Genomic DNA, 25,539 nt, shown 5'->3' with positions numbered 1-25,539 from the left:
GCGCTCAACTCACTCCATTTCTGCCGAACATACGGGCAATAGAGAGCGCATATGGAGGAGTAGTGTGGACGTTTTGTGGACGCTTGCTCCAAGGCCTGGTTCTCTGAGCCGCAAATCTGGGGAGACGGGTTTGAACCAAAACCTTAAACAAAACCGCTTCCAAATAGCTGGTCATTCAGGCACGAAGGCCACATCTTTTCCAACTTCAATCAGCTGTACTCGTCCGACCTTTGCGGATACCACACAGCCGATAGCGTATTTGGAGTTTACGTTTCCAAGCAGGTAGCAAGCCTCCCCCTTGTATTGCTCCCCTATAACTTTAGGAAGCCTGTTCTCGCTGCTAGTGATCGATTTGGCCCAGACTTGTCCTAAATAAGTGGGGGTGATATACAAAGAAATAGTTGCTCCGATAACAAAGCATGCGGCACTTTTTTTGCTCAGTCGCTTATTTTTGGTCGTCGCAACTACAGAGTATGCAATCAAAACGCCTGAAATCAAATAAAGGCCATGAGAAATGAATCTTGAGAATTTATAACTGCTCACCCAGTTTGAACTCCACTCCCCTGACGGGATGAGCTTTGCGTAAGTTAGAGCTGCAGTGATGAGTAAGAAGGTTACGATTTTTGCAATTGTCCAATTTCTTGATAGCAAGATGTAAGCGCTAGCAGCACCGGTAACCCCAACCATCGCCAATGGCTCAAGCCCTGCCCGTATGATGTCTTGCGTTATAACGAAATCAAGTAGCCAGCCTGCATTCGCAGCGTTGTACATTGCAATCAATTTTACATAGCCGGCGATATAAGCGAATGCAGAAAGCCCAACGATAGCGCTGCCCAACTTGCTCAACCCTTCAAGAAGACTGCTTGAAGCTGGTGGGGCGCTTATCCTGTCCATGAAAGCTCCAAAAAAAGAGCGCTGGCGGATCTCGCTCAGCGCAGCTTGTTTAGTTGTTGCCGATCCATTCGACACCATAAACTTTGAATCGTTTCAGCTCCCCGCGGCCTGTCAAAATCCTCGATGCATTTAAAGCGATTTTTCCATCCAGCCCTCTATTTCGATCATGGCTCGATCGGGTTAGAAGTTGTTTCTGATCGTCAGAAATGTTCGAATCTAGATCAAAAGGCACGGTACGGTCTAGCTCATCCACAAACAACCGACCGTAACCGCTTATTATATTGTATTTTGTAACATTGCCAATAATTCCTTCTTCTGCCTCGCCTTCATCGCGTATAGAAACGTATGCCATGGTCGTATGGTCTAGTCTGATAATTTCTCCAACTCTTGGGCGGGAAATAGATATCTCCATGTTGGCCGCATGTTGGATGGGGCGATGCAGTTCAGCCATCGGCGACTCAAGTGCGACACCTATCTCCCCTATGAGCGGTTCGACTCGATCTTCAAGACGCCTTACAAAAGGCGTCTCGGGCTGATGCTGCCCGCCCACAGCTTCCGACCATGTCCACTTTAGAAAGTCCCAAAATGCAGGAACTATCACAGCGGTTCCAATCGCCTGAACAACGGGGTCGGTAAAGACAATCGTTACCAGTTCTTCAAAACTTCCATTTTTTGGTGGATGCAAGTAAACCCTTGCGCCCACCACTCGCTCGGCACGTTTTCGGATCTTTCCATCATTCAAGAAGGCATGTGTTGTCACTGAAAGCGCTCTTGCTAGCCCAAGAGTCGATACACCTGCGTCATAAATATCAAGAAGTCCTTGGTCCGCGCTTGCGCCGCTGTACGAAATCTTAAAATTCAGCTCTTTCATCTTACCAGCCATCCTTGAGTTCTGACGCCGCGCAAGCAACCGCTTTACGCCGGCGTGCCACTGTAGCGTCAAAAGGCCAGTCTGCATAAGCTACTTTCGTGCTTTTCCGTCCGTTTGACCAAGGCTCGAATCAATCAAGCATTGAGAGAGTGTTTGAAATCAGGTGGATCTCTTTGCTGCAGAGACGGTGGGGCTTTCCTCCCTGTTCCCTGAGCGCCTGAGATTGTGTAAGCGCCTCCCGCAAGAGCGTTTCAGCGACCGAAAATACGGACAAAATAAGCGCTTTCTATGCTACGCCCCTTTCAAACCAAGGCTTCCACTTAATCCTTAGATCGTCCGCCTTCCTCGCGAATCCGGCGTCATCAATGCACCGCTTTACAAAACCTTGCACTTGGTGAAATTACCATTACCGTCACGGTATCCACAGCCGGCTTGGGCCCATCCATGGATTCACCACAGAACTCTGTTGCACAAAAATCCTAAGCAAACGCCGCCAGCGGGAGGGGGATAAGTGATTTTTCCGGATGTTTTTTATTCCAGGTGCGGTTTTACTGGGCGTCGTCGTTCTGAGGTACAGGTTCGATCAGCTCAGGCCCGTGATTTCGCACGTTGCCTACTGCCTTGCTCACCGTATGCCAGGTGAAGTCCTCGATCGGCCGGCAATCGCTTGTACCGGCCGGGGTTCAAATACAGCAAGGCCGAGGTCCTGCTGATGGATCTTCGTCAGCCAGGGGAGTTTACTGACGACCTGTTCGCGGCTGCACAGCCGGTCGCAGCGCACAAAGTAATGGACGGACTTGATGAGATAAATGGCCGGTGGGGGCGCGGGACGTTGCGAGCAGCAAGCGTTCCTATAGAGCCTAGCTGGGCGATGAGACGGGAGATGATTAGCCAGAGTTATACCACTCGCCTAGATCAACTTTGGTCTGTAGGATCGTTGGAAAACGTCTTGGAAATACAGCACATGGCCGTGAGTAATAGTGAAAGTTTCTTCGTAAGCACATACGACACGGATTACTCTCTAGAGAGGTCCGATCTGGTTTCCCATTTTTCTGACTACAAAGAATCGTGGCGCTGGTTGAGGGCTCTTAAAGTACAAGCAGCGCAAGAGTATTTTCATCGCTACATCGACCCTGCGCTCGAGAGCATTACCCGCGCTCGAGATGAGGTTGGAAACAATCAACTGATTAGCGTTAAACATCTAGTGGCGCCTGATGGTGAATTAGGTCGTTTCGTAGCATCCACCCGGGTTGTGCATAGCGATTTAGTCGCTTTTTTTGTTCTTTTAATCGCGACTCATGACTCACGAGATGACGATAATTCCAGCCACATCAAGTCCGACGCCCTGAAAAAGAACACGACATACGATTATAATTTGGCGCAGTACCTATATTTTCAATTTATAGGTGCGGCCAACTACATAGTGGATAATACTTCTGACCGGTTCACCGAAGTATTTTCTAATTTTCAAGATAAGGCTACAATTTCGATGAAAGAGGTCGAAAGCTCGCGTGCAAGGATTAATTCACTCACTAAAAACCTCGCTAATAGGCAGAATCAGGTTGATATCAGGCAGAAGCATGTGCAGCGCAAAAGACTGCGACGATATCGTAAAGTTTTTGATGGCGTGAGACAGGAAGCTGCAGCGACAAGAAATGAGGCAGTGGCAGCAAGAAATGAGGCAACGGCGGATTTGAAAGCGGCCTATGACACCTACCACGCGCAAGTGGACTTAAACTCCTCGATAGTTTACTGGGATGACAAGGTCAACAAACACGGAAGTTCCAGACGGAAATGGTTAATCGCCGTGGTCGCGTCTATGATAATCACCTTCATTGCGCCGGCTGCCTATTATGCTCTGGGCGGTGTTTCTGCACTTGCCGCATGGAGACACAGTGATTTGCAGCAAGCCATCAAAGTTGTTGCGAGCACGCCTTCGAATCAAGCGGTAGTGCCTCAGGCCGAAAAACTAGATACACCGACCAAAGACAAGATCAACCCTTCCATCACTGTTGAGGCGGTGGCGGTTGCTAGTGGCATCGCGGATCTAACAGGTGCGGCTCTGCTCGTTGCGCTACTCTCCGTTTTAGTAAGGCTTAGTCTTCGTCAGTACAATACAGCTGTATATCTCGCTCATGATGCGGAGGAGAGGGTAACTATGCTTAAAACCTATCTCGCGCTCTCAAATGAGGGCAAGCTGACTGCTGATGGAGATATGAAGTTGGTACTGGAAACTCTTTTTAGAGCTTCTCAAACGGGAGGAGTGGCGGACACATCGCCAACAACGCCGATCGAGTTAATCATCAAGGCGATAACCGAAAGGAAGCCCTGATTAGCCAGTAATTAGCTTGAGTGATGACGAAAGCTTTTGTGCATGAGCTGAGTCTGCAAGAAAAGCAGCTGCGGTCGTCGGCACTGGACTCGGCCCATGCACCTGCGCCGCGATCTAGCCGGTGAAGCGCTCAACCAGGTCCAGCGTGTCGCAAAGGACCTGCAGCACGTTCACACTCTCAGGCCCCACCCACGTCTTGATCGCCACACTCCGACGCTCGCCGAGCACGCGCTCTTGCAGCTCGCTCAGCGTCGCGCTGAGCTTCTGAGCCACCACCAGGTTCATGTCCCGCGCGGTCGCGACGTTCATGTCCCCAACGCACGCGAAATTCATCCCGCCCCCTGACAACAGGTGAATCGAGCCGACGGCCGCGACCGACTTCACACCGCCGATCGTCTCGCTCGAATGATCTGCCACTGCCTGCGAATGGCTGCCGAACTGTTCGCTGTTCTCCAAGGAGCTAACCTCGCGATCCATCGAGCTGTCGGTGATCTTCGCGTGCGTCAGCCGCGATCAGCTGCCTTCCACGTCCACCCTCTGCTGACTGGTCGCGCTGTGTTGCCAGATCGAGTCCCCTTTCGGGACGTTGGGCAGGCTGATGCCGTGGGGCAGGATCGCGGAGATAAAGGGCTTGTTGGGCAGGCCATAGCCGAAGCACAGCACCACCTTCGTGCCTTCACCATGGTAAAGCATAAAAGCCCATCAACAGACCAAGCCAACCAAAAAGGAGAGGGCTGTATGAGTAAGTTTTTTTATGTACATGACGCTGGCGGGACAACGCGCCTGCTCAATTCGGACCGGGTGAGTTATCTGCTTGCTAATAACGGAGATTGGGAGAAGGGGGCAAAGTTAAAGTTGTTACCGGGAGGCAGTGGACAGCCTGAATCCATTACGCTTTCTCCCGAAGTACTAAAGCAGTCCGTGGCTGGCTTGAGGGGATATAACTGCGTGTGGAGGTTTTGTGGACGATGTTCCTCGGAATGAGGCATCAAGATTGACGCTCCAAAACGACAAAGCCCCGCATAGCGGGGCTTTGATGTTTGGTGCCGGCACCAGGAGTCGAACCCGGGACCTACTGATTACAAGTCAGTTGCTCTACCAACTGAGCTATACCGGCGTTGTGGGCGCTGATTATAGGGATTTGATCTGGCGAGTAAAGCCCTAATTTCAGTTTTTTCGCGGCCCTTATGCCGGAAGGTGATTACCGTTATTCACAATCAGCACAAGCCGAAGGCGACGATCGGTCGAATTCAGGAACCATTCTCAATCGTTCGCAAGCTACTGTTTTAGCGCCAATTTTATGCTGGCCAAAAAATGAACAAATGGTTACATCCCCTCCAGCGCAGGATTTCCGGGCGTTGGCTGAAATTTCATCAACAGACTTATCCACAGGTTCGGGCGTCAAAAAATGCTCAAGGCCGTTCTGCAAGAATGAGCAGATTCCGCGGAGTGACTTTGCTGTCGCAGAAGGTGCCGATCTGCACGTCGTACCCGCACTCAGTCAGATAAAGCGCGCGGTCGAGGATGAGCCACATTTCCAGCGGTCGGCGGAAGAGGTTGCGCAGCAATTCGAGGTTGCGCACTTCGGCCAGGCGCGCCCATCCCGCTGCTTCAAGGGCGGTCCAGTCCTGACTGCCAGGGGAGGGCAGTTGCTTGAGCTCGGCGAGGTCGCGGCAGTAGTCGGCGAAGGGTTTGTCGAGCCAGGCGCTGGGCAGCGATGGCGTTGGTAGGTAGTCGTCGACGCCTCGCAGCTCTCGCTGCAGCAGGTCGAAGCCGAGGCGTCGGGCCATGGAGGTGTCGCGTTGGCGGCGCACGCGGGCTCCGGCGGTGACGGTTTCGCTAAGGGGCAGGCCGAGGTCATCGATGGAGAGCGTAAGCGCGGACGCTTTGCCCAGCTGGGAGATCGGCACGTATTGCTCGCCTTCGATGCGGTTGTAGCAGCAGGGCGCAATGGCCAGTTGTTGGCAGCGCGCGTCGCTGGCTAGGTGCATGAGGCGCACATGAAGGTCGCCGCAGGCGTGGAGGGCGACGGGCGTGTGATGGGCTTCCAGGCGCGAGCCGGCATCGTTGGCCATGACGTCTTGATGCAGATGGTCCGCGGTGATGCCCAGTTTGTCGCTGAGTTGCCGTCCTGCTTCAACCAGGTGCGCGTCGTATTCCAGGCAGGTCAGGGCTTGGCCACCATGGGCGAGGCGCCGACCTAGATGGCCTTTGCCCGAGCACCAGTCCAGCCAGTGGGTTGGCTGCCGCTGGAAGCTCAAGCTGCTGGCGAAGGCTTCGATTTGCTGCCATTTGCGGCCGGGCACGTCGACGCTCATGCGCGATGGCACAGGCTCCAGGCTAACGGGGGGCAACGCGTCGATCTCGCTTAACGCCTTCGACAGCGAGGCCAACTGAGCAAAGGGCTGCGGCGCATCGAGCTGTTCGGGATGGTTGTGCGCAGTTTCTGCCTCTTCGAGCGAACGTTGTCGCAGCCAGCGTGATAGCTCCGGGTGCTGCGCTTCCCACGGCAGGTGGCGATGGGTGAAGGGGCGCGGGCGCCACAGGGCCTGATGCTCTAGGAGGAAGGCATCGAGCGCGGTGAATTGGGATTGGAGTTGGGCGGGTGTGAGTGGCATTGGGTTATGGCAGTTGAGCGGTGATGTGCAGCATACGGTGATTCAGGGGCAGGGCGGCGCTCATCAGGCATGGAAATCTATGGCGGCTGAGCTGCCGCCTTCGTGAGCAAGCTCACTCCCACATGGACCGTGTTTAATGCGCGAAACCCCGGCGTCTGAACGACGGGGGATCTCCGCTAGGATGCGCCTCGATCCTCACCGCCCTTGGCTGGCATCCACCCGCAAATACCGCTCCAGCAGTTTGAAGCCTTGCACCAGCACGAACGACATCACCAGATAGATCAACCCGGCGATGAGGAAGGTCTGTTCCGGCATGTAGGTCCGCGCGTTGATGGTGCGGGCCATGCCGGTGATGTCGAGCAGGGTCACGGTGCTTGCCAGCGCGCTGGCCTTGAGCATCAGAATGACTTCGTTGCTGTACGCGGGCAGGCCGATGCGTGCGGCGCGGGGCAGGATGATGTACAGCAGCGCTTTGCCTTTGGACATGCCCAGTGCGCGAGCCGCTTCGATTTCGCCGGGCGGCACGGCCTGAATGGCGCCGCGCAGGATCTCCGCGATGTAGGCGGTGGTGTGCAGCGTCATGGTCAGCGCCGCGCAGAAGAATGGGTCGCGCAGGTAAGGCCACAGCGGCCCCTTGGTGACGACGTCGAACTGCGCCAGGCCGTAATAGACCAAAAACAGCTGCACCAGCAGGGGCGTGCCACGGAAAAAGAAGATGTAGGTGTAGGGCAGCGCCCGCACGTAGGCGTTACGCGAAGCGCGGGCGATGCCCAGCGGAATGGCAAGGATGAGGCCGGCAATCACCGCGACGGCGACCAGCTCCAGCGTGACGGTGGCGCCGTGCAGCAGTTTCGGCAGCCATTTGAGGACGAATTCCCAGCTCATGACGCGCTCCTCGCAAAGCCCACCGACGCGCGTTTTTCCAGCCACGCCAGGCCGATCATCGACAGCGCGGTCATGCACAGGTACATCAGCGCCGCGACCATATAGAAGGTGAAAGGCTGCTTGGTGGACGTGACGGCGATCTGCGCGTGACGCATGACTTCCTCCAGCCCGATGACCGAGACCAGCGCGGTGTCCTTCATCAGGATCATGAACAGATTGCCCAGCCCCGGCAGTGCAATGCGCCACATCTGCGGCATCACCAGTTTGAAGAAGATCCGCGAGCGCGACATGCCCAGCGCCAGGCCCGCCTCGCGGTGGCCTTTCGGGATCGACAGCATGGCGCCGCGAAACACCTCGGTGGCGTAAGCGCCGAAGCACAGACCGAGCGCGATAACGCCAGCCGCGAAAGCGCTCAGCGACAGGTTGGGAATATCGAACAGCTTGCCGATCGCTCGCATCGAGCTGACCGTGCCGAAGTAGATCAGCAACACCCACAGCAATTCGGGGATGCCGCGTACCAGCGTGGAATAGGTGCCGCCCAGCCACTGCAAGGCACGATTCGGCGAAGTCTTCGCCAGCGCCCCGAGCAGGCCGAGGACAAGACCCAGGCAGAGGGCCGACAGCGCAAGTTGGAGAGTCATCAGCATGCCGGCGACCAGGGCCGGGCCGAATCCATAGAGATCGAAGTTCATGGCGTTGTTTGTCTAGAGGACAGACGCCGCCGTCTGCACGAGCAAACGGCGGCGATGGTCAGGCAGGTCAGAGGATGCTGAACGGGAAATACTTGTCGTTGATCTTCTTGTAGGTGCCGTCGGCGATAATTTCTTTCAACGCTTCGTTGAGCTTGTCGCGCAGCGGGTCGTCTTTACGCACCGCGATGCCGATCTTGTCGTCAACCGGCAGCGCGTCACCCTTGAACTCGAAGCTCTGGCCTTCCTTGCCTTTCAGCCACTCGTAGCTCGCGTATTTGTCGCCGAGCAGTGCGTCGAGGCGGCCCGAAGCCAGGTCGAGAAAGGCGTTTTCCTGGGAGTCGTACAGCTTGACGGTCACGTCGTCGCCCCAGTTGTCTTCCAGCCACGTGCCGGACAGGGTCGCGCGTTGGGCACCGATGGTCTTGCCCGTCAACGTCTCCTTGATCGCGGCCAGGTCGCCACTGAGGTTGGTAGTTTTGGGCGCAACAAATTGCAGCTTGTTGGAGTAGTACGGAATGGTGAAATCGACCGCCTGCTTGCGTTCTTCAGTGATCGACATCGAAGAAATCAGGAAGTCGAACTTCTGCGCGTTCAGTGCGGGAATGATGCCGTCCCAATCGGAGGTGACGGTTTCACAGGTCACTTTCATCTTCGCGCACAGCGCGTTGCCGATCTCCACGTCGAAGCCCACGACCTGACCGCTGGCGTCCTTGTTGTTGAACGGCGGATAGGCGCCCTCGATGCCCATTTTCAGGGTGTCGGCAGCAAAGGCGCTCGAAGCCATGGCCAGGGTGGCGGCAGCGGCCAACAGAATGTTTCTCAGGGTCTGCATCGATGTTGCTCCGTTAGCGATTGCTGGACATGAATTGTTTGCAGCGCGCCGACCGTGGGTCATCGAAGACCTGGTCTGGCGAACCTTGTTCTTCTACCAGCCCTTGGTGCAGGAAAACCACTTCGCTGGACACCTGCCGGGCGAAATTCATTTCGTGGGTCACCATCAACATGGTCCGGCCTTCTTCGGCCAGGCCACGAATAACACTAAGCACTTCCTGCACCATCTCGGGATCGAGGGCAGACGTGGGCTCATCGAACAGAATGACCTTGGGCTGCATCGCCAGCGTGCGTGCAATGGCGGCACGTTGTTGCTGGCCGCCCGACAACTGTGCCGGATAGGCATGACGCTTGTCGGCAATACCCACTTTGGCCAGCAGCGCTTCGGCAACTTCAGTGGCCTCGGCTTTGGTCTGCCCCAGCACGCGACGCGGCGCCTCGGTGATGTTATCGAGGACGGTCATGTGGGGCCAGAGATTGAAATTCTGAAAGACGAAGCCGATCTCGCTGCGCAGGCGGTTGATCTGACGGTTGTCGGCGGCGATCAGTTCACCCTTGCGGGTGGCTTTGAGCTTGAGCTCTTCGCCAGCAATGAGAATCTGCCCCTGATGGGGATTCTCCAGCAAATTGATGCAGCGCAGCAGCGTCGACTTGCCTGAGCCAGAGGAACCCAGAATCGAGATCACGTCGCCATCGCGCGCACTCAGCGAGATGCCCTTGAGCACGTCGAGTTCGCCATAGCGCTTGTGCAGATTGCGGATTTCCAGGGCGGGCGTGGCCTCGGCCATGTTCAGTCCTCGTGTGTTCGGTGGGCTCATCGGGTTGGCCAGTTGGACGCCACTTGGCGGTAGCGACAGTCGAACTGCGCGAAGGCTTATGAAGATGAGCTTGATGGGCGCCGGCTCAGAATGCCTCTGCGCAAAAAGGGCGCGATGGTGCCAGCTTTAACCGCCGTGGGGAAGGGTGTTTCGGCCACGGGCGCGATCGGCGGCTGGTCTTGTGCGCTTATTTGGTGCCATTTCGTTTTAAATGTGTATTTTCGGTGCGGCCAATCGTCTCCCTCCTGTTGCGCTCGGTAACGTTTCCTACACGACTGGCGAATTGCTATTGCATTCATGGACTTGCGGAAATCGTCTGCAACGGCCGTATCCCGCTGCGACGTCGTATCTGAAACATCCTGGCGTAATTCTTGCGTAAAAAATAAATAACAGAGCTGTTGTGTTCTCTTTACGAAGAGCCGCCGCACGTCCTGATCCGTACAAAAATCCTTCTAAGGTTGGTTCCATGAGCAGCACACCCAACGCTTCAAACCTTGAACAAGGGCTCAAACCGCGGCACATCACCATGCTGTCGATCGCTGGCGTTATCGGCGCTGGCCTCTTCGTCGGCTCCGGGCACGCGATTGCCGAAGCCGGGCCGGCCGTACTTCTGGCCTACGGCGCCGCAGGTACGCTGGTGGTGCTGGTGATGCGCATGCTGGCGGAAATGGCCGTCGCTTCGCCGGACACCGGTTCTTTTTCGACTTACGCCGACCGCGCGATCGGGCACTGGGCCGGCTTCACCATCGGCTGGTTGTACTGGTGGTTCTGGGTATTGGTCATTCCGCTGGAAGCCAACGCCGCCGCGACGATTCTCCACGCGTGGTTCCCGAACGTGGCGATCTGGGCGTTCACGCTGGTGATCACTCTGCTGCTGACCGCGACCAACCTGTTCAGCGTGAAGAACTACGGGGAGTTCGAGTTCTGGTTTGCGCTGATCAAGGTCATCGCGATCATTGGCTTCGTGCTGCTGGGCATTGCGGCGGTGTTTGGTCTGCTGCCGAACAGCCAGGTCAGCGGCGTGAGCCACTTGTACGACACGCAGGGCTTCCTGCCTAACGGCATGGGTGCGGTGCTGGCGGCGATGCTAACCACCATGTTTTCGTTCATGGGGACCGAGATTGTCACCATCGCGGCGGCAGAATCGAAGAATCCCGGTCAGCAAATCACCAAGGCCACCAACTCGGTGATCTGGCGGATCTGCCTGTTCTACCTGCTCTCGATCCTCCTCGTCGTCTCGCTGGTGCCGTGGAACGACAGCCGTCTGGCTGAAGTGGGTTCGTACCAGACCGTGCTTGATCTGATGGGCATTCCGAACGCCAAGCTGATTGTCGACATCGTCGTGCTGGTCGCCGTGACCAGTTGCCTGAACTCGGCGCTGTACACGGCTTCGCGCATGCTGTTTTCCCTCGGCAAACGTGGCGACGCGCCTGCTGTTTCCCAGCGTACCACCAAAGCCGGCACGCCTTACTGGGCAGTGCTGCTGTCGACCGGTGCCGCGTTTGCCGCCGTGTTCGCCAACTACGTCGCACCCGCAGCGGTGTTCGACTTCCTGCTGGCAAGCTCGGGCGCGATCGCGCTGCTGGTGTATCTGGTCATCGCCGTCTCCCAGCTGCGTATGCGCCGCAAGCGTGAAGCAGCAGGCCAGGCCATCGACTTCCGCATGTGGCTGTTCCCGGGCCTGACCTGGGCGGTGATCGTGTTCATCGTCGCCGTACTGACCATCATGCTGTTCCAGGAAGGCCACCGCATGGAAATCATCGCCACCGGGCTGCTGAGCATCCTGGTCGTGGCGGCCGGTTTGATCGTGTCGAACCGTCGCAAGGCGGGGAAGGCAGGGAAGGTTGTGCTGAATTGATGGGGGAGTGAGTCGGTTGTGACCGACCGCTGTTGAGAAGCCGCTATCAGGGATGATGGCGGTTTTTTTTGTCTCGACGGTTGGGTCACGGTGGGAGGTTCAGCGTCTTAGCTCATCCTGCCCAGCACCGATCTGCCCCGCACCTGATGCAGCACCACCGCCGCCAGATGCAGCGCCACCAACCCTGCCAAGACGGCACACAGAACGTGATGCACCTGATGGAGCTCCAGCAGCGCAATCTTTGAGTGGATGAGCTGCGGCAGCGGCACCAGCGCCAGCAGCATGACTGGGTGGCTTATCATCAGAACCCCGGTAATCAGCACGCCCGCCACCGCCCCATAGATCGCCTTGTGCGCAGCGCTCGCCAGTCGCGCCTGAGCGTTTTTGGCGGAGTGCCGCGCAGGGGCTTTGATCGCCAGCCACAACCGCCAGACGAAAAACGGAATAAACAGGCTGGTCAACTGCGGATTGAACGACTCGACCCATTGCCGAAAAGGGTCGTTCTGATCCAGCAATGCCACGCCGAAGCCGCTGAAGGTCGCCCACAGGATGACGGCCGCAGACAGCCAATGCAGGAAGATTCGGGTTCGGGAGTAAGGGCTCGTTCCGTCTGAAGCCGGTTCAGGCGAAGGAGTGATTGGGAGTGTCAAAACGGCCAGCCTTTAGTTGAGAAGGAGTTGCATTCTCGTAATGGCGCAAAGCTACCGTTTTGACCGGGGTCATGTAAATCAAAAAACGTTTTAAGAGCGCCCGCCTGCACCCTGCGCGTTCTTTTTCTGCAGGATCACCGACGCTTCGTTGTAGGCGGTCTGGAAGGCGTCGCTGCCGATCCATTCAACGGCCGAGTCTTCGTCTTCCTCATGGAAGAGCCCGCGGTAGGTGATCAGCAGGCCCATCATGAAGTCGGTCGCCGGCTCTTCATCTTCTTCAGCGATCACCAGCTCAAGCACCGGGTATTGCAGGAAGACTATGCACAGCGCCAGCAAACTTATCGATTCAGCCTGCTTCATCGCTTCGAACAGGTCGTCGAAATCCGCCGGGTCGAAGCCGTTCTCTTCGATGTCTTTGAAATCGAACGTGCTCAGGTCGATCTCGACGTCATCAAAGGGCTCGTTGACGAAGGCATGATTGAGCACCGGGTGAATGACGCTCGGCCGGGCCTTGCCGGAACGGTTCTGCTTGGCCTTGGCCTTTGCCCGTTGGGCGCGTTTTTGCTGTTTGTCGGGGGAGGCCATGACGGCGGTTCCTTGTGCGGTGCAGCCATTCGCATGGCCCAGGATCATCGGGCGCGTATTGTATTCAGTCTTGTGCCGGTTCGTCGTACTTGTTGCGGTCGATCCCCAGCATCTCCATTGTGGATTCCATCTCGATCTCGTCGAGAACGGCGCGGAAGGCTTCATAGAAATCGTCGTCGTGAATGCGCGCCCTGACGGTCGCCTCATCCAGTCCGTGGGCCCACATCATGTAGGCGCCCAGCGTGTTCACCAGGACGTCGAGGTAGTTGTCGAAGTCGATGTCGTAGAAAGCGTGGGCCGCTATCGGACCTCTGGCGAAGGCATCGAGTAAATCGAGGAAACCTTGCTGCTCGGCACGCTTGAGCACTTCGTAATGGGCGAGGCGTTGTTCCTGAGACGGCTCTGGCGCAGGGGACTGATAGACCTCCGTCAACAGCATTTCGTCCTCAGTGATCGACATCCCGATGTCCTCGCCCCTGATCACCGCCGCCATCGCCTCCCGCTCTTCCTCGTCCATAGTTTCGAGGATGTCGGGCTCTACGAAATTCTTGAGCAGGGTATCGTCGTCGAGCAGCGATGTTTCGTCGTCCGAGAAGAAATCAGGCATGAAGTAATCCGGGACGATCGGGTCATGAGTTTGCGGGTGCTGACGAGCGACTCGCTGCTCTTTGGCTTTGGTCTTGGCGCGCTTGGCTCGTTTCTGTTGCTTGCTGACAGATGCCATCACGAAGTCCTCTAGTCGGCTCAAGCCTGCAATGTTAATAAATCACGCCCAATAAAAAACCCCTGAATATTTCGATGCAGGGGTTTTTCGGTATTTATGGTGCCCGGAGACGGAGTCGCAAGGGGTAGGTCTGATGCGGGGTTACATTTTCAATTGCTCAAACTTCCCCGGCGCTGAAAATTTCCAGGACACCTTGAATGCTGCACCGCCGGATATCAGTTCTGCCTGCCGGATGATGGCAGGCCACCATCGGACAAGATTTTCGGCCTTACTCCAGTAGGTCGTTTGACCCCATTGCCTCGCGAGACAGAAAACCGGTAGTCCGCATTCTCTGAAGGCCTGCCGCTCGGCGTTTCCCTTGGAGAACTTGTCTTGCGACACCACGGCCCATCCGCCTTCGGCAGTGAGGTCGGTAATCCAGTGGATGTCACTTGTGTCCGCTGGGAACCTGTCCCTGAGCGAGACGACGACATGGCCTTCGCCGCTGCAAAGCTCGTGCAAGGCTCTGGCAATGGACGGTGGAAGATTGTTATCGATCAGAAAATTCAAGCAGCAATCCTGTGCTCATAGGTCACCGCAGCGTCCACTGCCGCGGTGGGAATTTCGAAAATCACAGACACACGTTTTGCGTCCTGGCCTTCCGCCAGATAAGCCTGATAAATCGACGCCGTATCGACACCAGCGGAGGAGAGCACCGGTTTTCCAAAGTTACGGTTGGGGTCGAGCACAATTGCCTTGCTGCGCTTGACCGGATACCAACGCTGCGCCTTTCCCTCACCCGTATAGTCAATGCCCTCATACAGCGAAGGCGCGATTACCTGCCTGAATGCGTACTGACGTTTCGCCAGATCCAGGATCGCCTCGTCGCCAGTCTCGTCAAACACAGTGGCGAATATGCTCCTGCCGTCAGTCTGGAATCTTCTGCAGGTGAACGGATAGTGCTGGTGAAAAATTTCCTTGGCCTGTCTGGATGCTGCGCGAATAGCTTGAAGGCTTACGCCGTGCTTTCGGAAGGCATGGACAAATCTGATCTCGAGCAGGTCGTGGAAGCCAAGCAGCTTCTCATCGTTGACGCCCAGCTCAGGTAGCCACAGACCGGAATGCTCCACGCCATCCGCTTTATAGCCGAAGAGCCATCTGCGAATATCCTTGGCGGGAATGCCCGTGTAGAGGGCTGCTTCTGATGGCGTGTATACGCCGACTCCAATGAGGCGGCTCGACGTTTCGATAGTCTTCATGCACACCTCCCGTGTCCGTGGTTGCTCAAGAAGTGCATTCTGAGGTTGATCAGGGTCTCGTTCAACTGATCTTGGGCGAGGGCTTAGGGGAAAATTGTAAAAAGCCGGTGCGTGGCGAATAGGAATTCCTTGTGGCTGTCCATCCCGGCGCCTGCCACCCGCCAGCAGTTCTACCCTATCAAGATTTATCCACGGCAGCCGATGTGTGGGTATGAGCATCCGGCTGGACATACTCTGAGTTGAATCCCCCTTGCCCAGTCCAGCACCGTCGTTTTAGTCCTGCTCGATGCTTCTCCGAGAGGCTACTTCACCCACTTGAGATTGAATTCATGCGAATAACTCTACCGGTACTACTTTTAGGAATGCTTGGCGCTCAATGCGCGCTGGCGGCTGGGGATGGAACATCCGCAGTGGGCGGAGGCATAGGCGGTGCGCTTGGGAATGTCATTGGACAGCAAATGGGTGGAAGCACCGGCGCGGCGGTTGGTGCTGGTGTCGGCGGGGCCGCTGGCGGGGCTCTAGGCGCCAAAAGAGGAAGCAAGACCGAAGCGGCTATCGGCGGCGGGCTGGGATCAGCGGGTGGGTCTGTCATTGGTAACCAGTTGGGTGGCTCAACAGGGTCAACCATAGGTGCCGGCTTGGGCGGCGCTGCCGGAGGCGCAGTGGGTAGCAACTTGGCAGATGACGGCGGCGACAATCGATCTCACGGCAAGCGACATGGGCACAAGAAAAACAAGCATGATCGATAGTCCGGCGATCTGCTCCCATACCTCCAATCGCGCGATTTGAGCGACGACACAGCGCGATTGTCGGAGACGTCGGCCAGCACCTGGGCGTCTTCACGCAGATCCGGCTCTGAGCTCACGAATCCATTCACATCTATCCGGGATTACATGGAAACGGTGGGGAACAGTGAAAAGCAAAAAGCCCGCACGAGGCGGGCTTCTTGTGTGTTTTCAGGTGTGCTTGGCATCACCTGAAAACGGAAGGTGGTGCCCAGAGACGGAATCGAACCGCCGACACGGGGATTTTCAATCCCCTGCTCTACCGACTGAGCTATCTGGGCAACGGGGCGCATTAAACGTGTTTTTCAGGAGGTCGTCAAGCATGGTGTCAAAAAAAATCTGAATTATTTCCTCCGCTTACGACGACCACTGTCTGCAAAGGCTTATTCGGCAGGGGGAACGTAGCCGTCGGCCTTGGCGTATTCCTCGCCGGACAGATATTTGTCCATCTCGGTCTGCAGGAATTTGCGATCTTCGGCGTTCATCATGTTCAGGCGGCGCTCGTTGATCAGCAGGGTCTGGTGTTTCTGCCAGTCGCCCCAGGCTTTCTGCGAGACATGGTTATAGATGTCTTCACCTTTGGCGCCCGGATACGGCGGACGGTCCAGGCCAGGCAATTCTTCTTTGTATTTGCGGCACATCACGGTGCGGGTCATGAGGACTCTCCTGCATTCAATACGTCGGCTGCGTGTTTCAGCAGTTTCTTCACCGGGGCGGCAAGGCCCAGGCGCGGCGGGGTGGCGAGGTTATACCAGAGCCAGTCGTCCTCGGCCACGTGATGGGCGGACTCACGGACCCGGACCAGCCAGGGTTCGATGCTCAGCTGAAAGTGGCTGAACGTGTGGATCAGGCCCGGCAAGGCTTGATGCTCGCCCAGCTCAAGGGCGTGCTGATTGGCCAGATGCTGCATGTCGTTGAAGTCGTCCAGTTCCGGCAGGCTCCATAGTCCGCCCCACAGCCCTGTCGAAGGGCGGCGATAAAGCAGAATCGCGCCTTCCTGGTTGGCGAAGATGGGCATCAAGGTGCGTTTTTGCGGCACGACCTTACGCGGTTTCGGTATTGGATAGCGGGTTTCCTGGCCGAGCATGTGCGCCTCGCAACCGCGCTCAAGGGGGCAGAGCAGGCAGCTGGGTTTGGTCCGGGTGCAGAGCGTGGCGCCCAGGTCCATCATCGCCTGGGTGTAGTGATTGACCCGGCTGTGCGGCGTGTAGCGCTCGGCCGTGGCCCACATCTGCTTCGCCACCTTGGGCTCGCCGGGATAGCCTTCCTGGGCGGTGAAGCGGGCGAGTACGCGCTTGACGTTGCCATCGAGGATCGGCGCGCGCAGGCCCATGCTGATACTGGCAATCGCGCCTGCCGTCGAGAGGCCGATACCGGGCAGCTCGACGAGCTTTTCCACGTCGCGGGGGAATTCACCGCCGTGCTCGGCCACCACGATTTTCGCGGCTTTCTGCAGGTTGCGCGCGCGGGTGTAGTAACCCAGCCCGGTCCACAGATGCAGGACCTCATCTTCCGGCGCTTCGGCCAGAGCGTGCACCGTGGGCAGCGCTTCCATGAATGTGTCGAAATAGCCAAGCACCGTGCTGACCTGGGTTTGCTGCAGCATGATTTCCGACACCCACACGCGGTACGGGGTGATGTCGTGTTGCCAGGGAAGATCGTGACGGCCGTGGCGGTCGTACCAGTCGAGAACGGCGGAGGAAAACTGCTCGGGTTGCATCAAGGCTTCCGGTGATCAAAAGATGTTGGGTTGCTATATACGTCGCCAGACGCCGCGCTTTGGAGGTCAGCCAAAATGAATTGTGGGAGTGAGCTCACTCCCACAACTGAACGGCGCGGCGCGTGTTAGTCAGGGTTAACGCTTGAACAATCCCTTGATCGCATCCTTGAGCTCGGGACTGACCTTGTCCCCCAGCTTTTCATCGATCTTGTCGCCAATCCGGTCGCCTGCCAGTTTCGCGGCGACCTTGCCCAGGCCGTCGTTATCCAGACGACAGGCCTTGGCGCCCATTTCGAGCGGGCCACGGCAGAGCACCGGCCATTCGATGCCGACAAAACGCGGGTTCACTTCGCAGGCCGGGTCCGGCATGTCGCTCTTGTCGCCTTCGATGATCACGCCGACGCGGTAATTCATGCCCATAACACGCAAGTCGATGTCGCCATCGCCGTTGACGGTCAAGCCCGGTGTGCGGACTTTCAGGTCCGGGTTGCTAGCCACGCCGTTGCGGAACACCAGATTGCCATTCAACTGCTGGAACGGCGTGTCCTTGCCGCGCGGTTCGCCACTCAAGCTCTTGCGATTAAGCGTCGAAATGCCACGGCACAGCTGCTGCTCGAGGTTAGCGTTGACCAGTACGCCGTCGTTCAGCGCAAAACTGGCGGTGCCGTTAAGGCTCTCGACCAGCGCCTTCTCGCTATTGCCTTTGGCGGTCACATCGCTGGTGAGGTTGAGCAGGCCGCGCAGAGGCGGCGTGGTGCCCTGGCTCTGAATGAAGTGCTCCACCGGCACCTTGGCGATATGCGTCTGCACGCTGGCCAAGGGCACTTCGGGACGCGCGTCGAGATTGCCTTTGACCTCGAAATTGCCGTTGTACAAATCGCCGCGCAGGCTGTCGACCGTGATCACGCCATCGAGCGCCGAAGTCTTCAGCGCCGCATTCTGGATCGGCAGTTTCTCCAGGGTCAGCTTGCCGAAGCTCAGGTCGGCGTCGACATCCAGTTTGCGCAGGCGCTCGAGGGGCAGCAGCTTCGCGTCGCTCCAGGCACCTTGGGTCGGCTGGTTTGGCAGCGGCGAAGTGCCCGAGGCCACCATGGCTTCGGCCTCGGCACCTTGAACTTCTGCTCTGCGCGCGGCGCCGGCGCTCTTCGCCTGTTCACCCTCTGGCACACGGTAGCGGTCGGCGTTGAACGTATCGGCTTTGAGTTGAAGGCGCAGGGACTGTTTGGCGAAGTCTTCCACAGCGACATGGCCGGTGATGGTGCTGTCGTCGAGTTTAACCGTGAGGTCATCCAGCGAGACGCTGTTGGGCGTTGCCGCGATGCGGGTGACCAGTTCCAGTTTGTTCAGGCTGCCGTCACCAAGGGCTGGCGCAGGCTGGCCGATGTTGTCGAGGAAGTCGCGCAGGTTGAACTGGGCAATCGAAATGCCGCCTGTGAGCTGCGGCGTCTTGTCCAGGTCACGAACGTGCAGCTCGCCAAGGGCGCGCAGTTGATTGGCGGACAGCTTCAGATTGGTCCATTCCGCGACGTTGGCGGACATGTCTGCCAGCAACTGGCCCTGGGCCGAGAACGTCAGCGTCTTGCCCTGCAGCGGATCGCCTGTCACATCACCCGAGAAACGCATGTCGTCGAACTGGTAACGCTTGAGCACGCGATCAAAACGCAGCTTGCCGGTCAGTTCGGTTTTGGTGCGCACGACGGGTTGGTTGGTGCTGAGGAATGCGGTGAGTTTCAGCGGGATGTCAGTCGCGTTGTGGATCGGCCCCGTGCTCAACTGGATGCTCTCGGCGCTGAATTGCCGGGCCTTGGGAATATCGTTGAAATCGATCCGCGCGTTGTTCACGGTCAGGCTGTCGATGTCCAGCTTGAGCGGCTGCCACTGCTTGTCGGGCTTGGCCGACGCGGTATCAGCTGGCGCATCCGGCGTGGCGGGGGGCTGGGCTGGATTGCCCGCGGTGGCAGGCACTTTGCCGATGTCTTCCCAGTTGCCGTGGCCGTTTTCGTCGCGGGTCAGCGTCAGGTTCAGGCCCTCGACGCGCACGTCGCTCATCTGCACTTCCTTGCGCAGCAGCGGCAGCACACGCACGGACAGCCCGAGCATCTGCAAGTCGGCGAAAGGTTTGGTCGGCTCGCTCAAGGTGGCGACGCTGGCGTCGTGCAGCTCCAGGCCCAACCACGGAAACAGGCTCCAGCCAATATCGCCATTGAGCGTCAGCTCGACGTGAGCGCGATCGCGAACCAGTTTTCGAATCTCGTCTTTGTAGTCGTTGGGATCAAAAAAGTGGGTCAAGGCAAAGCCGAGAGCCACGATGATCAGCAACAGCCCGAGAAGGGTGAGCCCCAGGATTTTGCCGAACGCTTTCATGGGCGAGTCCTTGTGTCGAGTCGTTCAAAATTTAGCCCGCGAGTATAGCGTTCTCAGGCAAGCACCGGGTTTTGGATCGCCACCGACGCCGTCGTTCGAATTGGCAGCGCCCAGAACGGTGACAAACGGCGCGAAAAAGGTAGTAGCAGATTGCTTTCTTTTACGCTGCAAATGGTAATCTCGCGCCATTCGCCAGCCTTGCTGCGTCGAATTGTCACGTAAAGAGATGTCCTGCCGATAAACCACCGAGGCCTGCGTGCTTTAAGAGTGGTGGCGGAACTATGTCGCTGTTCTTGCGGGATACAACTATAAATTGGGGGCAACAATCAAATGACCACGAGCACTGTTCTGGGCGGTACTGCCGCTCAGCCTGCGTTCTTGTCCAAAGAGCGCATTATCGCCAAACGCGGTTTCAACCGTTGGCTGGTTCCGCCAGCTGCATTGGCAATCCACCTGTGTATCGGCATGGCCTACGGCTTCTCGGTGTTCTGGCTGCCGCTGTCCAAGGCAATCGGCATCAAGACCGCTGTTGCCTGCCCGGCTGACATGGGTTTCTTCGAGCAAGTCATTTCGTCCAGCTGTGATTGGCCGATTTCCATGCTCGGCTGGATCTACACCCTGTTCTTCATTTTCCTGGGTTGCTCCGCAGCCATCTGGGGCGGCTGGCTGGAACACGCAGGCCCGCGCAAGGCCGGTGTCGTCTCGGCACTGTGCTGGTGTGGTGGTCTGCTGATCTCGGCCCTGGGCGTTTATACGCACCAGATCTGGCTGATGTGGATCGGCTCGGGCGTGATCGGCGGTATCGGTCTGGGCCTGGGTTATATCTCGCCGGTCTCGACACTGATCAAGTGGTTCCCGGACAAGCGCGGCATGGCGACCGGCATGGCGATCATGGGTTTCGGCGGTGGCGCGATGGTTGGCGCTCCGTTGGCAACCGCACTGATGAGCCACTTCGCTACGCCTGACAGCGTTGGCGTCTGGCAGAGCTTCGTGGTCATGGCGGTGATTTACTTCATCTTCATGATCGGCGGCGCACTGTCCTATCGCGTTCCGCCGACCGGCTGGAAACCTGAAGGCTGGACCGCTCCGGCGAAGAAAGCCAACAGCGCGATGATCACCAACCGCCATGTGCACGTCAGTGTTGCGTGGAAAACGCCTCAGTTCCGTCTGGTTTGGCTGGTGCTGTGCCTGAACGTTTCGGCAGGCATCGGCATCCTCGGCATGGCTTCGCCCCTGCTGCAGGAAGTGTTCGGCGGCAAGCTGCTAGGCACCGATCAGCCGTTCGGCCAACTGGATGCCTCGCAACTGGCGGCCATCGCGGCGATCGCGGCCGGCTTCACCGGTCTGCTGAGCCTGTTCAACATCGGCGGTCGTTTCTTCTGGGCTTCGTTCTCGGACTACATCGGCCGTAAAGCCACCTACTTCGTGTTCTTCGCGCTGGGCTTTTTGCTCTACGCGTCGGTGCCGACCCTGGGTCACCTGGGCAGCGTTGCGCTGTTCGTGGCGGCGTTCTGCGTCGTGCTGTCGATGTACGGCGGCGGTTTCGCGACCGTTCCGGCTTATCTGGCTGACCTGTTCGGTACGCAAATGGTCGGTGCGATCCACGGTCGTCTGCTGACCGCATGGGCGGCCGCTGGCGTGCTCGGCCCTGTGCTGGTGAACTACCTGCGTGAGTATCAGTTGAGCCACGGCGTTGCACGGGCCGATGCTTACGACATCACCTTGTACATCCTCGCGGGTCTGCTGGTGCTGGGCTTTATCTGCAACCTGCTGGTGCGTCCTGTGGCCGACAAATACTTCATGACCGACGAGCAATTGAAGGCTGAGCAAGCCATCGGTCACGATGCCGGCGCTGACCACAGCACTTCGCTGGAATGGAAAGCGGACCCGAGCACCAAGCCGTTGGCGATTCTGGCCTGGCTGGCAGTGGGCATTCCGTTGGCGTGGGGCGTGTGGATCACTCTGCAGAAAACTGCGGTGCTGTTTCACTAAAACCATGGCGGGATCGGTCTGAAGATTTCAGGCTGAACCCGTTGGTGTGAGGGTGGGAGCGAGCTTGGTCGCGAAGGCGGTCAGACAGTCGACAGATATGTCGAATGTAAGGACCTCGTCGCGAGCAACCTCGCTCCCACTTTTTTTCCGAAATGTCTTCGCTTGTACACACATGTCTATCCCATGCGGCCCGCATTTCCCTCGGTCCGGCATTGCTCGCTTCATGTTTCTGTTTCCCTGCCACACGCCTATAATGGCCGCCTTTTCGCCCAATGATTTTGCGGAGCTGGTGATGGCCGAACGTATGGTGTTCGTCGAGCGCGACACTCTGGAAACCCAGATCAAAGCCTCGATCAACCTGGATGGCACAGGAAAGTCCCGATTCGATATCGGCGTTCCTTTTCTTGAACACATGCTCGACCAGATTGCCCGTCACGGGCTGATCGATCTGGACATCGAATGCAAAGGCGACCTGCATATCGACGATCACCACACCGTGGAAGATGTCGGCATCACGCTGGGTCAGGCGTTCAGCAAAGCCATCGGCGACAAAAAAGGCATCCGTCGCTACGGCCACGCCTACGTCCCCCTGGATGAAGCGCTGTCGCGCGTGGTCATCGACTTCTCCGGTCGGCCTGGCCTGCAAATGCACGTGCCGTACACCCGCGCCACCGTTGGCGGCTTCGATGTAGACCTGTTCCAGGAGTTCTTCCAGGGCTTCGTCAACCACGCCAACGTCACGCTGCACATCGACAACCTACGCGGCCACAACACCCACCACCAGATCGAAACCGTCTTCAAGGCGTTCGGCCGTGCGTTGCGCATGGCGGTGGAGCTTGACGACCGCATGGCTGGCCAGATGCCGTCGACCAAAGGCGTGCTGTAATGCAGACCGTTGCCGTTATCGACTATGGCATGGGCAATCTGCACTCGGTGGCCAAGGCGCTGGAGCACGTCGGCGCCGGTCGCGTGCTGATCACCAGCGATGCCGACGTCATTCGTGAAGCTGATCGTGTCGTGTTTCCCGGTGTTGGTGCGATTCGCGACTGCATGGCGGAAATTCGTCGCCTGGGCTTCGATGCTCTGGTGCGTGAAGTCAGCCAGGACCGTCCGTTTCTCGGGATCTGCGTCGGCATGCAGGCGCTGATGGAGCGCAGCGAAGAGAGCGGCGGCGTTGACTGCATCGGCACTTTCCCCGGTCAGGTCCGTTTCTTCGGCAAGGACCTCCACGAAGACGGCCAGCATCTGAAAGTCCCGCACATGGGCTGGAATGAAGTGGCGCAGGCCGTGGATCACCCGCTGTGGGCCAACATTCCGGACATGGCGCGGTTCTACTTCGTGCACAGCTACTACATCGAATCGCCGAACCCCCAGCAGATCGTTGGTCGTGGCCATTACGGTCACGACTTCGCCGCTGCATTGGCCGATGGCTCGCGCTTCGCCGTGCAATTCCATCCCGAGAAGAGCCATACCCATGGCCTGCAGTTGCTGCAGAACTTCGCGGCGTGGGACGGCCGCCGGTAATGAGCAAGAAGACCAAACCGCCGATTCTGACCCTCACTCCCGAACAGGAGAGCGAGGCGTGCCACACGATCAAGCGGTTCATGGAAGACCGTTTCGAACTAGACCTGGGTTCGTTCGAAGCGGCTGAAATTCTGGAATTGTTCACCCGCGAGATCGCACCGCATTACTACAACCGGGCGATCTTCGATGTTCAGACGCACCTCAAGGAGCGTTTCGAAAGCATCGAAAGCGACCTGTGGGCGTTGGAGAAAAGCAGCTAGAAGCGGCAAGTTTCAAGCTGCAAGAATGGTTAGATGCGCAGACTTGCAGCTTATAGCTCGCGGCTCGCAGCTCTTTTGACGAAGGAAAAAGAATGCTCATTATTCCCGCGATCGACCTTAAAGATGGCGCCTGTGTACGTCTGCGCCAGGGCCGGATGGAGGATTCCACGGTGTTCTCCGATGATCCGGTGAGCATGGCTGCCAAGTGGGTTGAAGGCGGTTGCCGTCGCTTGCACCTGGTGGACCTGAACGGTGCGTTCGAAGGCCAACCAGTCAATGGCGAGGTCGTGACGGCGATTGCGCGTCGTTACCCGAATCTGCCGATCCAGATCGGCGGCGGTATCCGCTCGCTGGACACCATCGAGCACTACGTCAAAGCCGGCGTGAGTTACGTGATCATCGGCACCAAGGCGGTCAAGGATCCTGACTTCGTCGCCGAAGCCTGCCGCGCGTTCCCGGGCAAAGTGATCGTGGGCCTGGACGCCAAAGACGGCTTTGTCGCCACCGACGGCTGGGCAGAAGTCAGCACGGTGCAGGTGATCGATTTGGCCAAGCGCTTCGAAGCCGACGGCGTCTCGGCCATCGTTTATACCGACATCGCCAAAGACGGCATGATGCAGGGCTGCAACGTCCCGTTCACCGCCGCGCTGGCCGCTGCGACCCGCATTCCGGTAATCGCCTCGGGCGGCATCCACAACCTGGGCGACATCAAAGCGCTGCTCGACGCAAAAGCACCGGGCATCATCGGCGCAATCACCGGCCGTGCGATCTATGAAGGCACGCTGGATGTGGCTGAAGCACAGGCGTTTTGTGATTCGTACAAAGGCTGACTGCCACGCCCCGTGTAGGAGTGAGCTTGCTCGCGATAGCAGTGTGTCAGACGTATGTTTGCTGACTGACCCGGCGCATCGCGAGCAAGCTCACTCCTACAGGGACGTGCTTCAAATCAGAATGTTGTGATGTTGGGCAGATTCCCAACCGTTTTCGGAGAACCGGCCCATGGCCCTCGCCAAACGCATCATCCCTTGCCTGGACGTCGACAACGGCCGTGTGGTCAAGGGCGTGAAGTTCGAGAACATCCGCGACGCCGGTGATCCGGTCGAGATCGCCCGGCGTTATGACGAGCAGGGTGCCGACGAGATTACCTTCCTTGACATCACCGCCAGCGTTGATGGCCGCGACACCACGTTGCATACCGTCGAGCGCATGGCCAGTCAGGTGTTCATCCCGCTGACCGTGGGTGGCGGCGTGCGCACGGTGCAGGACATCCGCAACCTGCTCAACGCCGGTGCGGACAAGGTGTCGATCAATACCGCCGCGGTATTCAACCCCGAGTTCGTCGGTGAAGCCGCTGCGCGGTTTGGTTCGCAATGTATCGTCGTGGCCATCGACGCCAAGAAGGTCTCGCTGCCCGGCGAAACCCCACGCTGGGAAATCTTCACCCACGGCGGTCGCAAGCCGACTGGGCTGGACGCGGTGATGTGGGCGAAGAAGATGGAAGACCTGGGCGCTGGGGAAATCCTGCTGACCAGCATGGATCAGGACGGCATGAAGAACGGTTTCGACCTGGGCGTGACCCGGGCGATCAGCGATGCCCTTGGCATCCCGGTCATCGCATCGGGTGGCGTAGGCAATCTTGAGCATCTGGCCGCCGGCGTGCTGGAAGGCCACGCCAGTGCCGTGCTGGCAGCGAGTATTTTCCACTTCGGCGAATACACTGTGCCAGAAGCAAAGGCGTACATGGCGGCGCAAGGGATCGTGGTTCGCTGAGGCGCCTCCGGCCGTTCAGCCGCTGAATATCGGCGGCCGTCTAGCACTATTCGCGGGCAAGCTCGCTCCCACATTGGGGGCGTGCGCCCCGGTGGGGTCATGACCGACCTGCTCTGAAAACGACCATG

Annotated in this window: 25 protein-coding genes, 2 tRNA genes and 1 pseudogene; 9 read left to right on the top strand and 19 right to left on the bottom strand. The window is 58.0% G+C overall.

Annotated features, from left to right (window positions below):
- Positions 1-171: 171 nt before the first annotated feature.
- Positions 172-894: a hypothetical protein gene (locus ABEH28_RS06750; RefSeq protein ID WP_346629463.1), complete on the bottom strand. Its 723-nt coding sequence runs from the start codon at positions 892-894 to the stop codon at positions 172-174.
- 49 nt (positions 895-943) lie between these two features.
- Complete coding sequence (locus ABEH28_RS06745; protein ID WP_346629462.1) at positions 944-1,765, bottom strand: hypothetical protein; 822 nt, start codon at positions 1,763-1,765, stop codon at positions 944-946.
- Between the two features lie 661 nt (positions 1,766-2,426).
- Between ABEH28_RS06745 and ABEH28_RS06740 the strand changes: the two are divergent.
- A pseudogene (locus ABEH28_RS06740) lies at positions 2,427-2,705 on the top strand (DUF4113 domain-containing protein); the annotation flags it as partial.
- A 1,506-nt stretch (positions 2,706-4,211) separates the two neighbouring features.
- Here the strand turns inward: ABEH28_RS06740 and ABEH28_RS06735 are convergent.
- The 8 genes from ABEH28_RS06735 to ABEH28_RS06700 all read right to left on the bottom strand — a co-directional run bounded on the left by ABEH28_RS06735 (position 4,212) and on the right by ABEH28_RS06700 (position 9,911).
- On the bottom strand, positions 4,212-4,553 hold the full coding sequence (locus ABEH28_RS06735; RefSeq protein WP_346629461.1) for a hypothetical protein: 342 nt from the start codon (positions 4,551-4,553) through the stop codon (positions 4,212-4,214).
- Between the two features lie 57 nt (positions 4,554-4,610).
- Positions 4,611-4,790 (bottom strand): hypothetical protein, encoded by a 180-nt coding sequence (locus tag ABEH28_RS06730; RefSeq protein WP_346629460.1) that lies wholly within the window; start codon positions 4,788-4,790, stop codon positions 4,611-4,613.
- A gap of 348 nt (positions 4,791-5,138) precedes the next feature.
- Positions 5,139-5,214: transfer RNA gene (locus tag ABEH28_RS06725), tRNA-Thr, on the bottom strand.
- A gap of 295 nt (positions 5,215-5,509) precedes the next feature.
- Positions 5,510-6,715: a methyltransferase gene (locus ABEH28_RS06720; protein WP_346629459.1), complete on the bottom strand. Its 1,206-nt coding sequence runs from the start codon at positions 6,713-6,715 to the stop codon at positions 5,510-5,512.
- Between the two features lie 195 nt (positions 6,716-6,910).
- The gene (locus ABEH28_RS06715) at positions 6,911-7,600 is read right to left on the bottom strand and encodes an ABC transporter permease (protein ID WP_346628021.1); all 690 of its coding nucleotides are present in this window, start codon (positions 7,598-7,600) and stop codon (positions 6,911-6,913) included.
- Positions 7,597-8,292: an ABC transporter permease gene (locus tag ABEH28_RS06710; protein WP_346629458.1), complete on the bottom strand. Its 696-nt coding sequence runs from the start codon at positions 8,290-8,292 to the stop codon at positions 7,597-7,599. Before ABEH28_RS06710 ends, ABEH28_RS06715 begins: the two co-directional genes overlap by 4 nt.
- 67 nt (positions 8,293-8,359) lie before the next feature.
- Positions 8,360-9,124 carry an ABC transporter substrate-binding protein gene (locus tag ABEH28_RS06705; RefSeq protein WP_346629457.1) on the bottom strand — a complete coding sequence of 255 codons (765 nt, stop codon included), beginning with the start codon at positions 9,122-9,124 and terminating at the stop codon, positions 8,360-8,362.
- A gap of 13 nt (positions 9,125-9,137) precedes the next feature.
- Positions 9,138-9,911 (bottom strand): ABC transporter ATP-binding protein, encoded by a 774-nt coding sequence (locus ABEH28_RS06700; protein WP_192171304.1) that lies wholly within the window; start codon positions 9,909-9,911, stop codon positions 9,138-9,140.
- A 496-nt stretch (positions 9,912-10,407) separates the two neighbouring features.
- Here ABEH28_RS06700 and gabP point away from each other — a divergent pair, with 496 nt between their 5' ends.
- Positions 10,408-11,799: a GABA permease gene (gabP, locus tag ABEH28_RS06695; protein ID WP_282365668.1), complete on the top strand. Its 1,392-nt coding sequence runs from the start codon at positions 10,408-10,410 to the stop codon at positions 11,797-11,799.
- 107 nt (positions 11,800-11,906) lie between these two features.
- Here gabP and ABEH28_RS06690 read toward each other — a convergent pair whose 3' ends face one another.
- From ABEH28_RS06690 to ABEH28_RS06670, 5 genes are all read right to left on the bottom strand, one after another.
- The gene (locus ABEH28_RS06690) at positions 11,907-12,449 is read right to left on the bottom strand and encodes a cytochrome b/b6 domain-containing protein (RefSeq protein ID WP_346629456.1); all 543 of its coding nucleotides are present in this window, start codon (positions 12,447-12,449) and stop codon (positions 11,907-11,909) included.
- Positions 12,450-12,539: 90 nt separating this feature from the next.
- On the bottom strand, positions 12,540-13,034 hold the full coding sequence (locus ABEH28_RS06685) for a hypothetical protein (RefSeq protein WP_346629455.1): 495 nt from the start codon (positions 13,032-13,034) through the stop codon (positions 12,540-12,542).
- A 64-nt stretch (positions 13,035-13,098) separates the two neighbouring features.
- Positions 13,099-13,758 (bottom strand): hypothetical protein, encoded by a 660-nt coding sequence (locus tag ABEH28_RS06680; protein WP_346629454.1) that lies wholly within the window; start codon positions 13,756-13,758, stop codon positions 13,099-13,101.
- A 141-nt stretch (positions 13,759-13,899) separates the two neighbouring features.
- Entirely contained in the window at positions 13,900-14,307 is a 408-nt protein-coding gene (locus tag ABEH28_RS06675; protein ID WP_192171299.1) for a hypothetical protein, read from the bottom strand.
- The gene (locus tag ABEH28_RS06670) at positions 14,304-14,996 is read right to left on the bottom strand and encodes a MerR family transcriptional regulator (protein ID WP_205485148.1); all 693 of its coding nucleotides are present in this window, start codon (positions 14,994-14,996) and stop codon (positions 14,304-14,306) included. The genes ABEH28_RS06675 and ABEH28_RS06670 overlap by 4 nt, the downstream gene beginning before the upstream one ends.
- Positions 14,997-15,325: 329 nt before the next feature.
- Here ABEH28_RS06670 and ABEH28_RS06665 point away from each other — a divergent pair, with 329 nt between their 5' ends.
- Positions 15,326-15,745 carry a glycine zipper domain-containing protein gene (locus ABEH28_RS06665; protein WP_346629453.1) on the top strand — a complete coding sequence of 140 codons (420 nt, stop codon included), beginning with the start codon at positions 15,326-15,328 and terminating at the stop codon, positions 15,743-15,745.
- Positions 15,746-15,986: 241 nt separating this feature from the next.
- Here ABEH28_RS06665 and ABEH28_RS06660 read toward each other — a convergent pair.
- From ABEH28_RS06660 to ABEH28_RS06645, 4 genes are all read right to left on the bottom strand, one after another.
- Positions 15,987-16,062, bottom strand: a tRNA-Phe gene (locus ABEH28_RS06660).
- Positions 16,063-16,164: 102 nt separating this feature from the next.
- Positions 16,165-16,437 carry an oxidative damage protection protein gene (locus ABEH28_RS06655; RefSeq protein WP_192130801.1) on the bottom strand — a complete coding sequence of 91 codons (273 nt, stop codon included), beginning with the start codon at positions 16,435-16,437 and terminating at the stop codon, positions 16,165-16,167.
- Positions 16,434-17,501, bottom strand: coding sequence for an A/G-specific adenine glycosylase (gene mutY / locus ABEH28_RS06650; RefSeq protein WP_346628013.1), 1,068 nt, complete (start codon positions 17,499-17,501; stop codon positions 16,434-16,436). Before mutY ends, ABEH28_RS06655 begins: the two co-directional genes overlap by 4 nt.
- A gap of 135 nt (positions 17,502-17,636) precedes the next feature.
- On the bottom strand, positions 17,637-19,865 hold the full coding sequence (locus ABEH28_RS06645) for an AsmA family protein (RefSeq protein WP_346629452.1): 2,229 nt from the start codon (positions 19,863-19,865) through the stop codon (positions 17,637-17,639).
- A 330-nt stretch (positions 19,866-20,195) separates the two neighbouring features.
- Between ABEH28_RS06645 and ABEH28_RS06640 the strand changes: the two genes are divergently transcribed.
- The 6 genes from ABEH28_RS06640 to hisF all read left to right on the top strand — a co-directional run bounded on the left by ABEH28_RS06640 (position 20,196) and on the right by hisF (position 25,411).
- On the top strand, positions 20,196-21,857 hold the full coding sequence (locus tag ABEH28_RS06640) for an OFA family MFS transporter (protein WP_346629451.1): 1,662 nt from the start codon (positions 20,196-20,198) through the stop codon (positions 21,855-21,857).
- Positions 21,858-22,149: 292 nt separating this feature from the next.
- Positions 22,150-22,743 (top strand): imidazoleglycerol-phosphate dehydratase HisB, encoded by a 594-nt coding sequence (gene hisB, locus ABEH28_RS06635; protein WP_065987388.1) that lies wholly within the window; start codon positions 22,150-22,152, stop codon positions 22,741-22,743.
- On the top strand, positions 22,743-23,381 hold the full coding sequence (gene hisH, locus ABEH28_RS06630; protein WP_122534019.1) for an imidazole glycerol phosphate synthase subunit HisH: 639 nt from the start codon (positions 22,743-22,745) through the stop codon (positions 23,379-23,381). The genes hisB and hisH overlap by 1 nt, the downstream gene beginning before the upstream one ends.
- Positions 23,381-23,641 carry a DUF2164 domain-containing protein gene (locus ABEH28_RS06625; protein WP_037016295.1) on the top strand — a complete coding sequence of 87 codons (261 nt, stop codon included), beginning with the start codon at positions 23,381-23,383 and terminating at the stop codon, positions 23,639-23,641. The genes hisH and ABEH28_RS06625 overlap by 1 nt, the downstream gene beginning before the upstream one ends.
- Positions 23,642-23,733: 92 nt before the next feature.
- Entirely contained in the window at positions 23,734-24,471 is a 738-nt protein-coding gene (gene hisA, locus ABEH28_RS06620) for a 1-(5-phosphoribosyl)-5-[(5-phosphoribosylamino)methylideneamino]imidazole-4-carboxamide isomerase (protein WP_282365563.1), read from the top strand.
- A 169-nt stretch (positions 24,472-24,640) separates the two neighbouring features.
- Positions 24,641-25,411 (top strand): imidazole glycerol phosphate synthase subunit HisF, encoded by a 771-nt coding sequence (gene hisF / locus ABEH28_RS06615; RefSeq protein WP_346629450.1) that lies wholly within the window; start codon positions 24,641-24,643, stop codon positions 25,409-25,411.
- Positions 25,412-25,539 lie beyond the last annotated feature (128 nt).

Origin of the sequence: Pseudomonas sp. Ps21-P2 (assembly GCF_039672565.1) — a bacterium.
GTDB lineage: Bacteria > Pseudomonadota > Gammaproteobacteria > Pseudomonadales > Pseudomonadaceae > Aquipseudomonas.
This window is presented reverse-complemented; position numbering and strand designations above follow the sequence as displayed.

Excerpts from the sequence above, each read along its gene's own strand:
- ABEH28_RS06750 (WP_346629463.1), bottom strand. The coding sequence starts at position 894 with ATGGACAGGATAAGCGCCCCACCAGCTTCAAGCAGTCTTCTTGAAGGG.
- ABEH28_RS06745 (WP_346629462.1), bottom strand. The coding sequence starts at position 1,765 with ATGAAAGAGCTGAATTTTAAGATTTCGTACAGCGGCGCAAGCGCGGAC.
- ABEH28_RS06730 (WP_346629460.1), bottom strand. The coding sequence starts at position 4,790 with ATGCTTTACCATGGTGAAGGCACGAAGGTGGTGCTGTGCTTCGGCTAT.
- ABEH28_RS06720 (WP_346629459.1), bottom strand. The coding sequence starts at position 6,715 with ATGCCACTCACACCCGCCCAACTCCAATCCCAATTCACCGCGCTCGAT.
- ABEH28_RS06715 (WP_346628021.1), bottom strand. The coding sequence starts at position 7,600 with ATGAGCTGGGAATTCGTCCTCAAATGGCTGCCGAAACTGCTGCACGGC.
- ABEH28_RS06710 (WP_346629458.1), bottom strand. The coding sequence starts at position 8,292 with ATGAACTTCGATCTCTATGGATTCGGCCCGGCCCTGGTCGCCGGCATG.
- ABEH28_RS06705 (WP_346629457.1), bottom strand. The coding sequence starts at position 9,124 with ATGCAGACCCTGAGAAACATTCTGTTGGCCGCTGCCGCCACCCTGGCC.
- ABEH28_RS06700 (WP_192171304.1), bottom strand. The coding sequence starts at position 9,911 with ATGGCCGAGGCCACGCCCGCCCTGGAAATCCGCAATCTGCACAAGCGC.
- gabP (WP_282365668.1), top strand. The coding sequence starts at position 10,408 with ATGAGCAGCACACCCAACGCTTCAAACCTTGAACAAGGGCTCAAACCG.
- ABEH28_RS06685 (WP_346629455.1), bottom strand. The coding sequence starts at position 13,034 with ATGGCCTCCCCCGACAAACAGCAAAAACGCGCCCAACGGGCAAAGGCC.
- ABEH28_RS06680 (WP_346629454.1), bottom strand. The coding sequence starts at position 13,758 with ATGGCATCTGTCAGCAAGCAACAGAAACGAGCCAAGCGCGCCAAGACC.
- ABEH28_RS06670 (WP_205485148.1), bottom strand. The coding sequence starts at position 14,996 with ATGAAGACTATCGAAACGTCGAGCCGCCTCATTGGAGTCGGCGTATAC.
- ABEH28_RS06665 (WP_346629453.1), top strand. The coding sequence starts at position 15,326 with ATGCGAATAACTCTACCGGTACTACTTTTAGGAATGCTTGGCGCTCAA.
- ABEH28_RS06655 (WP_192130801.1), bottom strand. The coding sequence starts at position 16,437 with ATGACCCGCACCGTGATGTGCCGCAAATACAAAGAAGAATTGCCTGGC.
- mutY (WP_346628013.1), bottom strand. The coding sequence starts at position 17,501 with ATGCAACCCGAGCAGTTTTCCTCCGCCGTTCTCGACTGGTACGACCGC.
- ABEH28_RS06645 (WP_346629452.1), bottom strand. The coding sequence starts at position 19,865 with ATGAAAGCGTTCGGCAAAATCCTGGGGCTCACCCTTCTCGGGCTGTTG.
- ABEH28_RS06640 (WP_346629451.1), top strand. The coding sequence starts at position 20,196 with ATGACCACGAGCACTGTTCTGGGCGGTACTGCCGCTCAGCCTGCGTTC.
- hisB (WP_065987388.1), top strand. The coding sequence starts at position 22,150 with ATGGCCGAACGTATGGTGTTCGTCGAGCGCGACACTCTGGAAACCCAG.
- hisH (WP_122534019.1), top strand. The coding sequence starts at position 22,743 with ATGCAGACCGTTGCCGTTATCGACTATGGCATGGGCAATCTGCACTCG.
- ABEH28_RS06625 (WP_037016295.1), top strand. The coding sequence starts at position 23,381 with ATGAGCAAGAAGACCAAACCGCCGATTCTGACCCTCACTCCCGAACAG.
- hisA (WP_282365563.1), top strand. The coding sequence starts at position 23,734 with ATGCTCATTATTCCCGCGATCGACCTTAAAGATGGCGCCTGTGTACGT.
- hisF (WP_346629450.1), top strand. The coding sequence starts at position 24,641 with ATGGCCCTCGCCAAACGCATCATCCCTTGCCTGGACGTCGACAACGGC.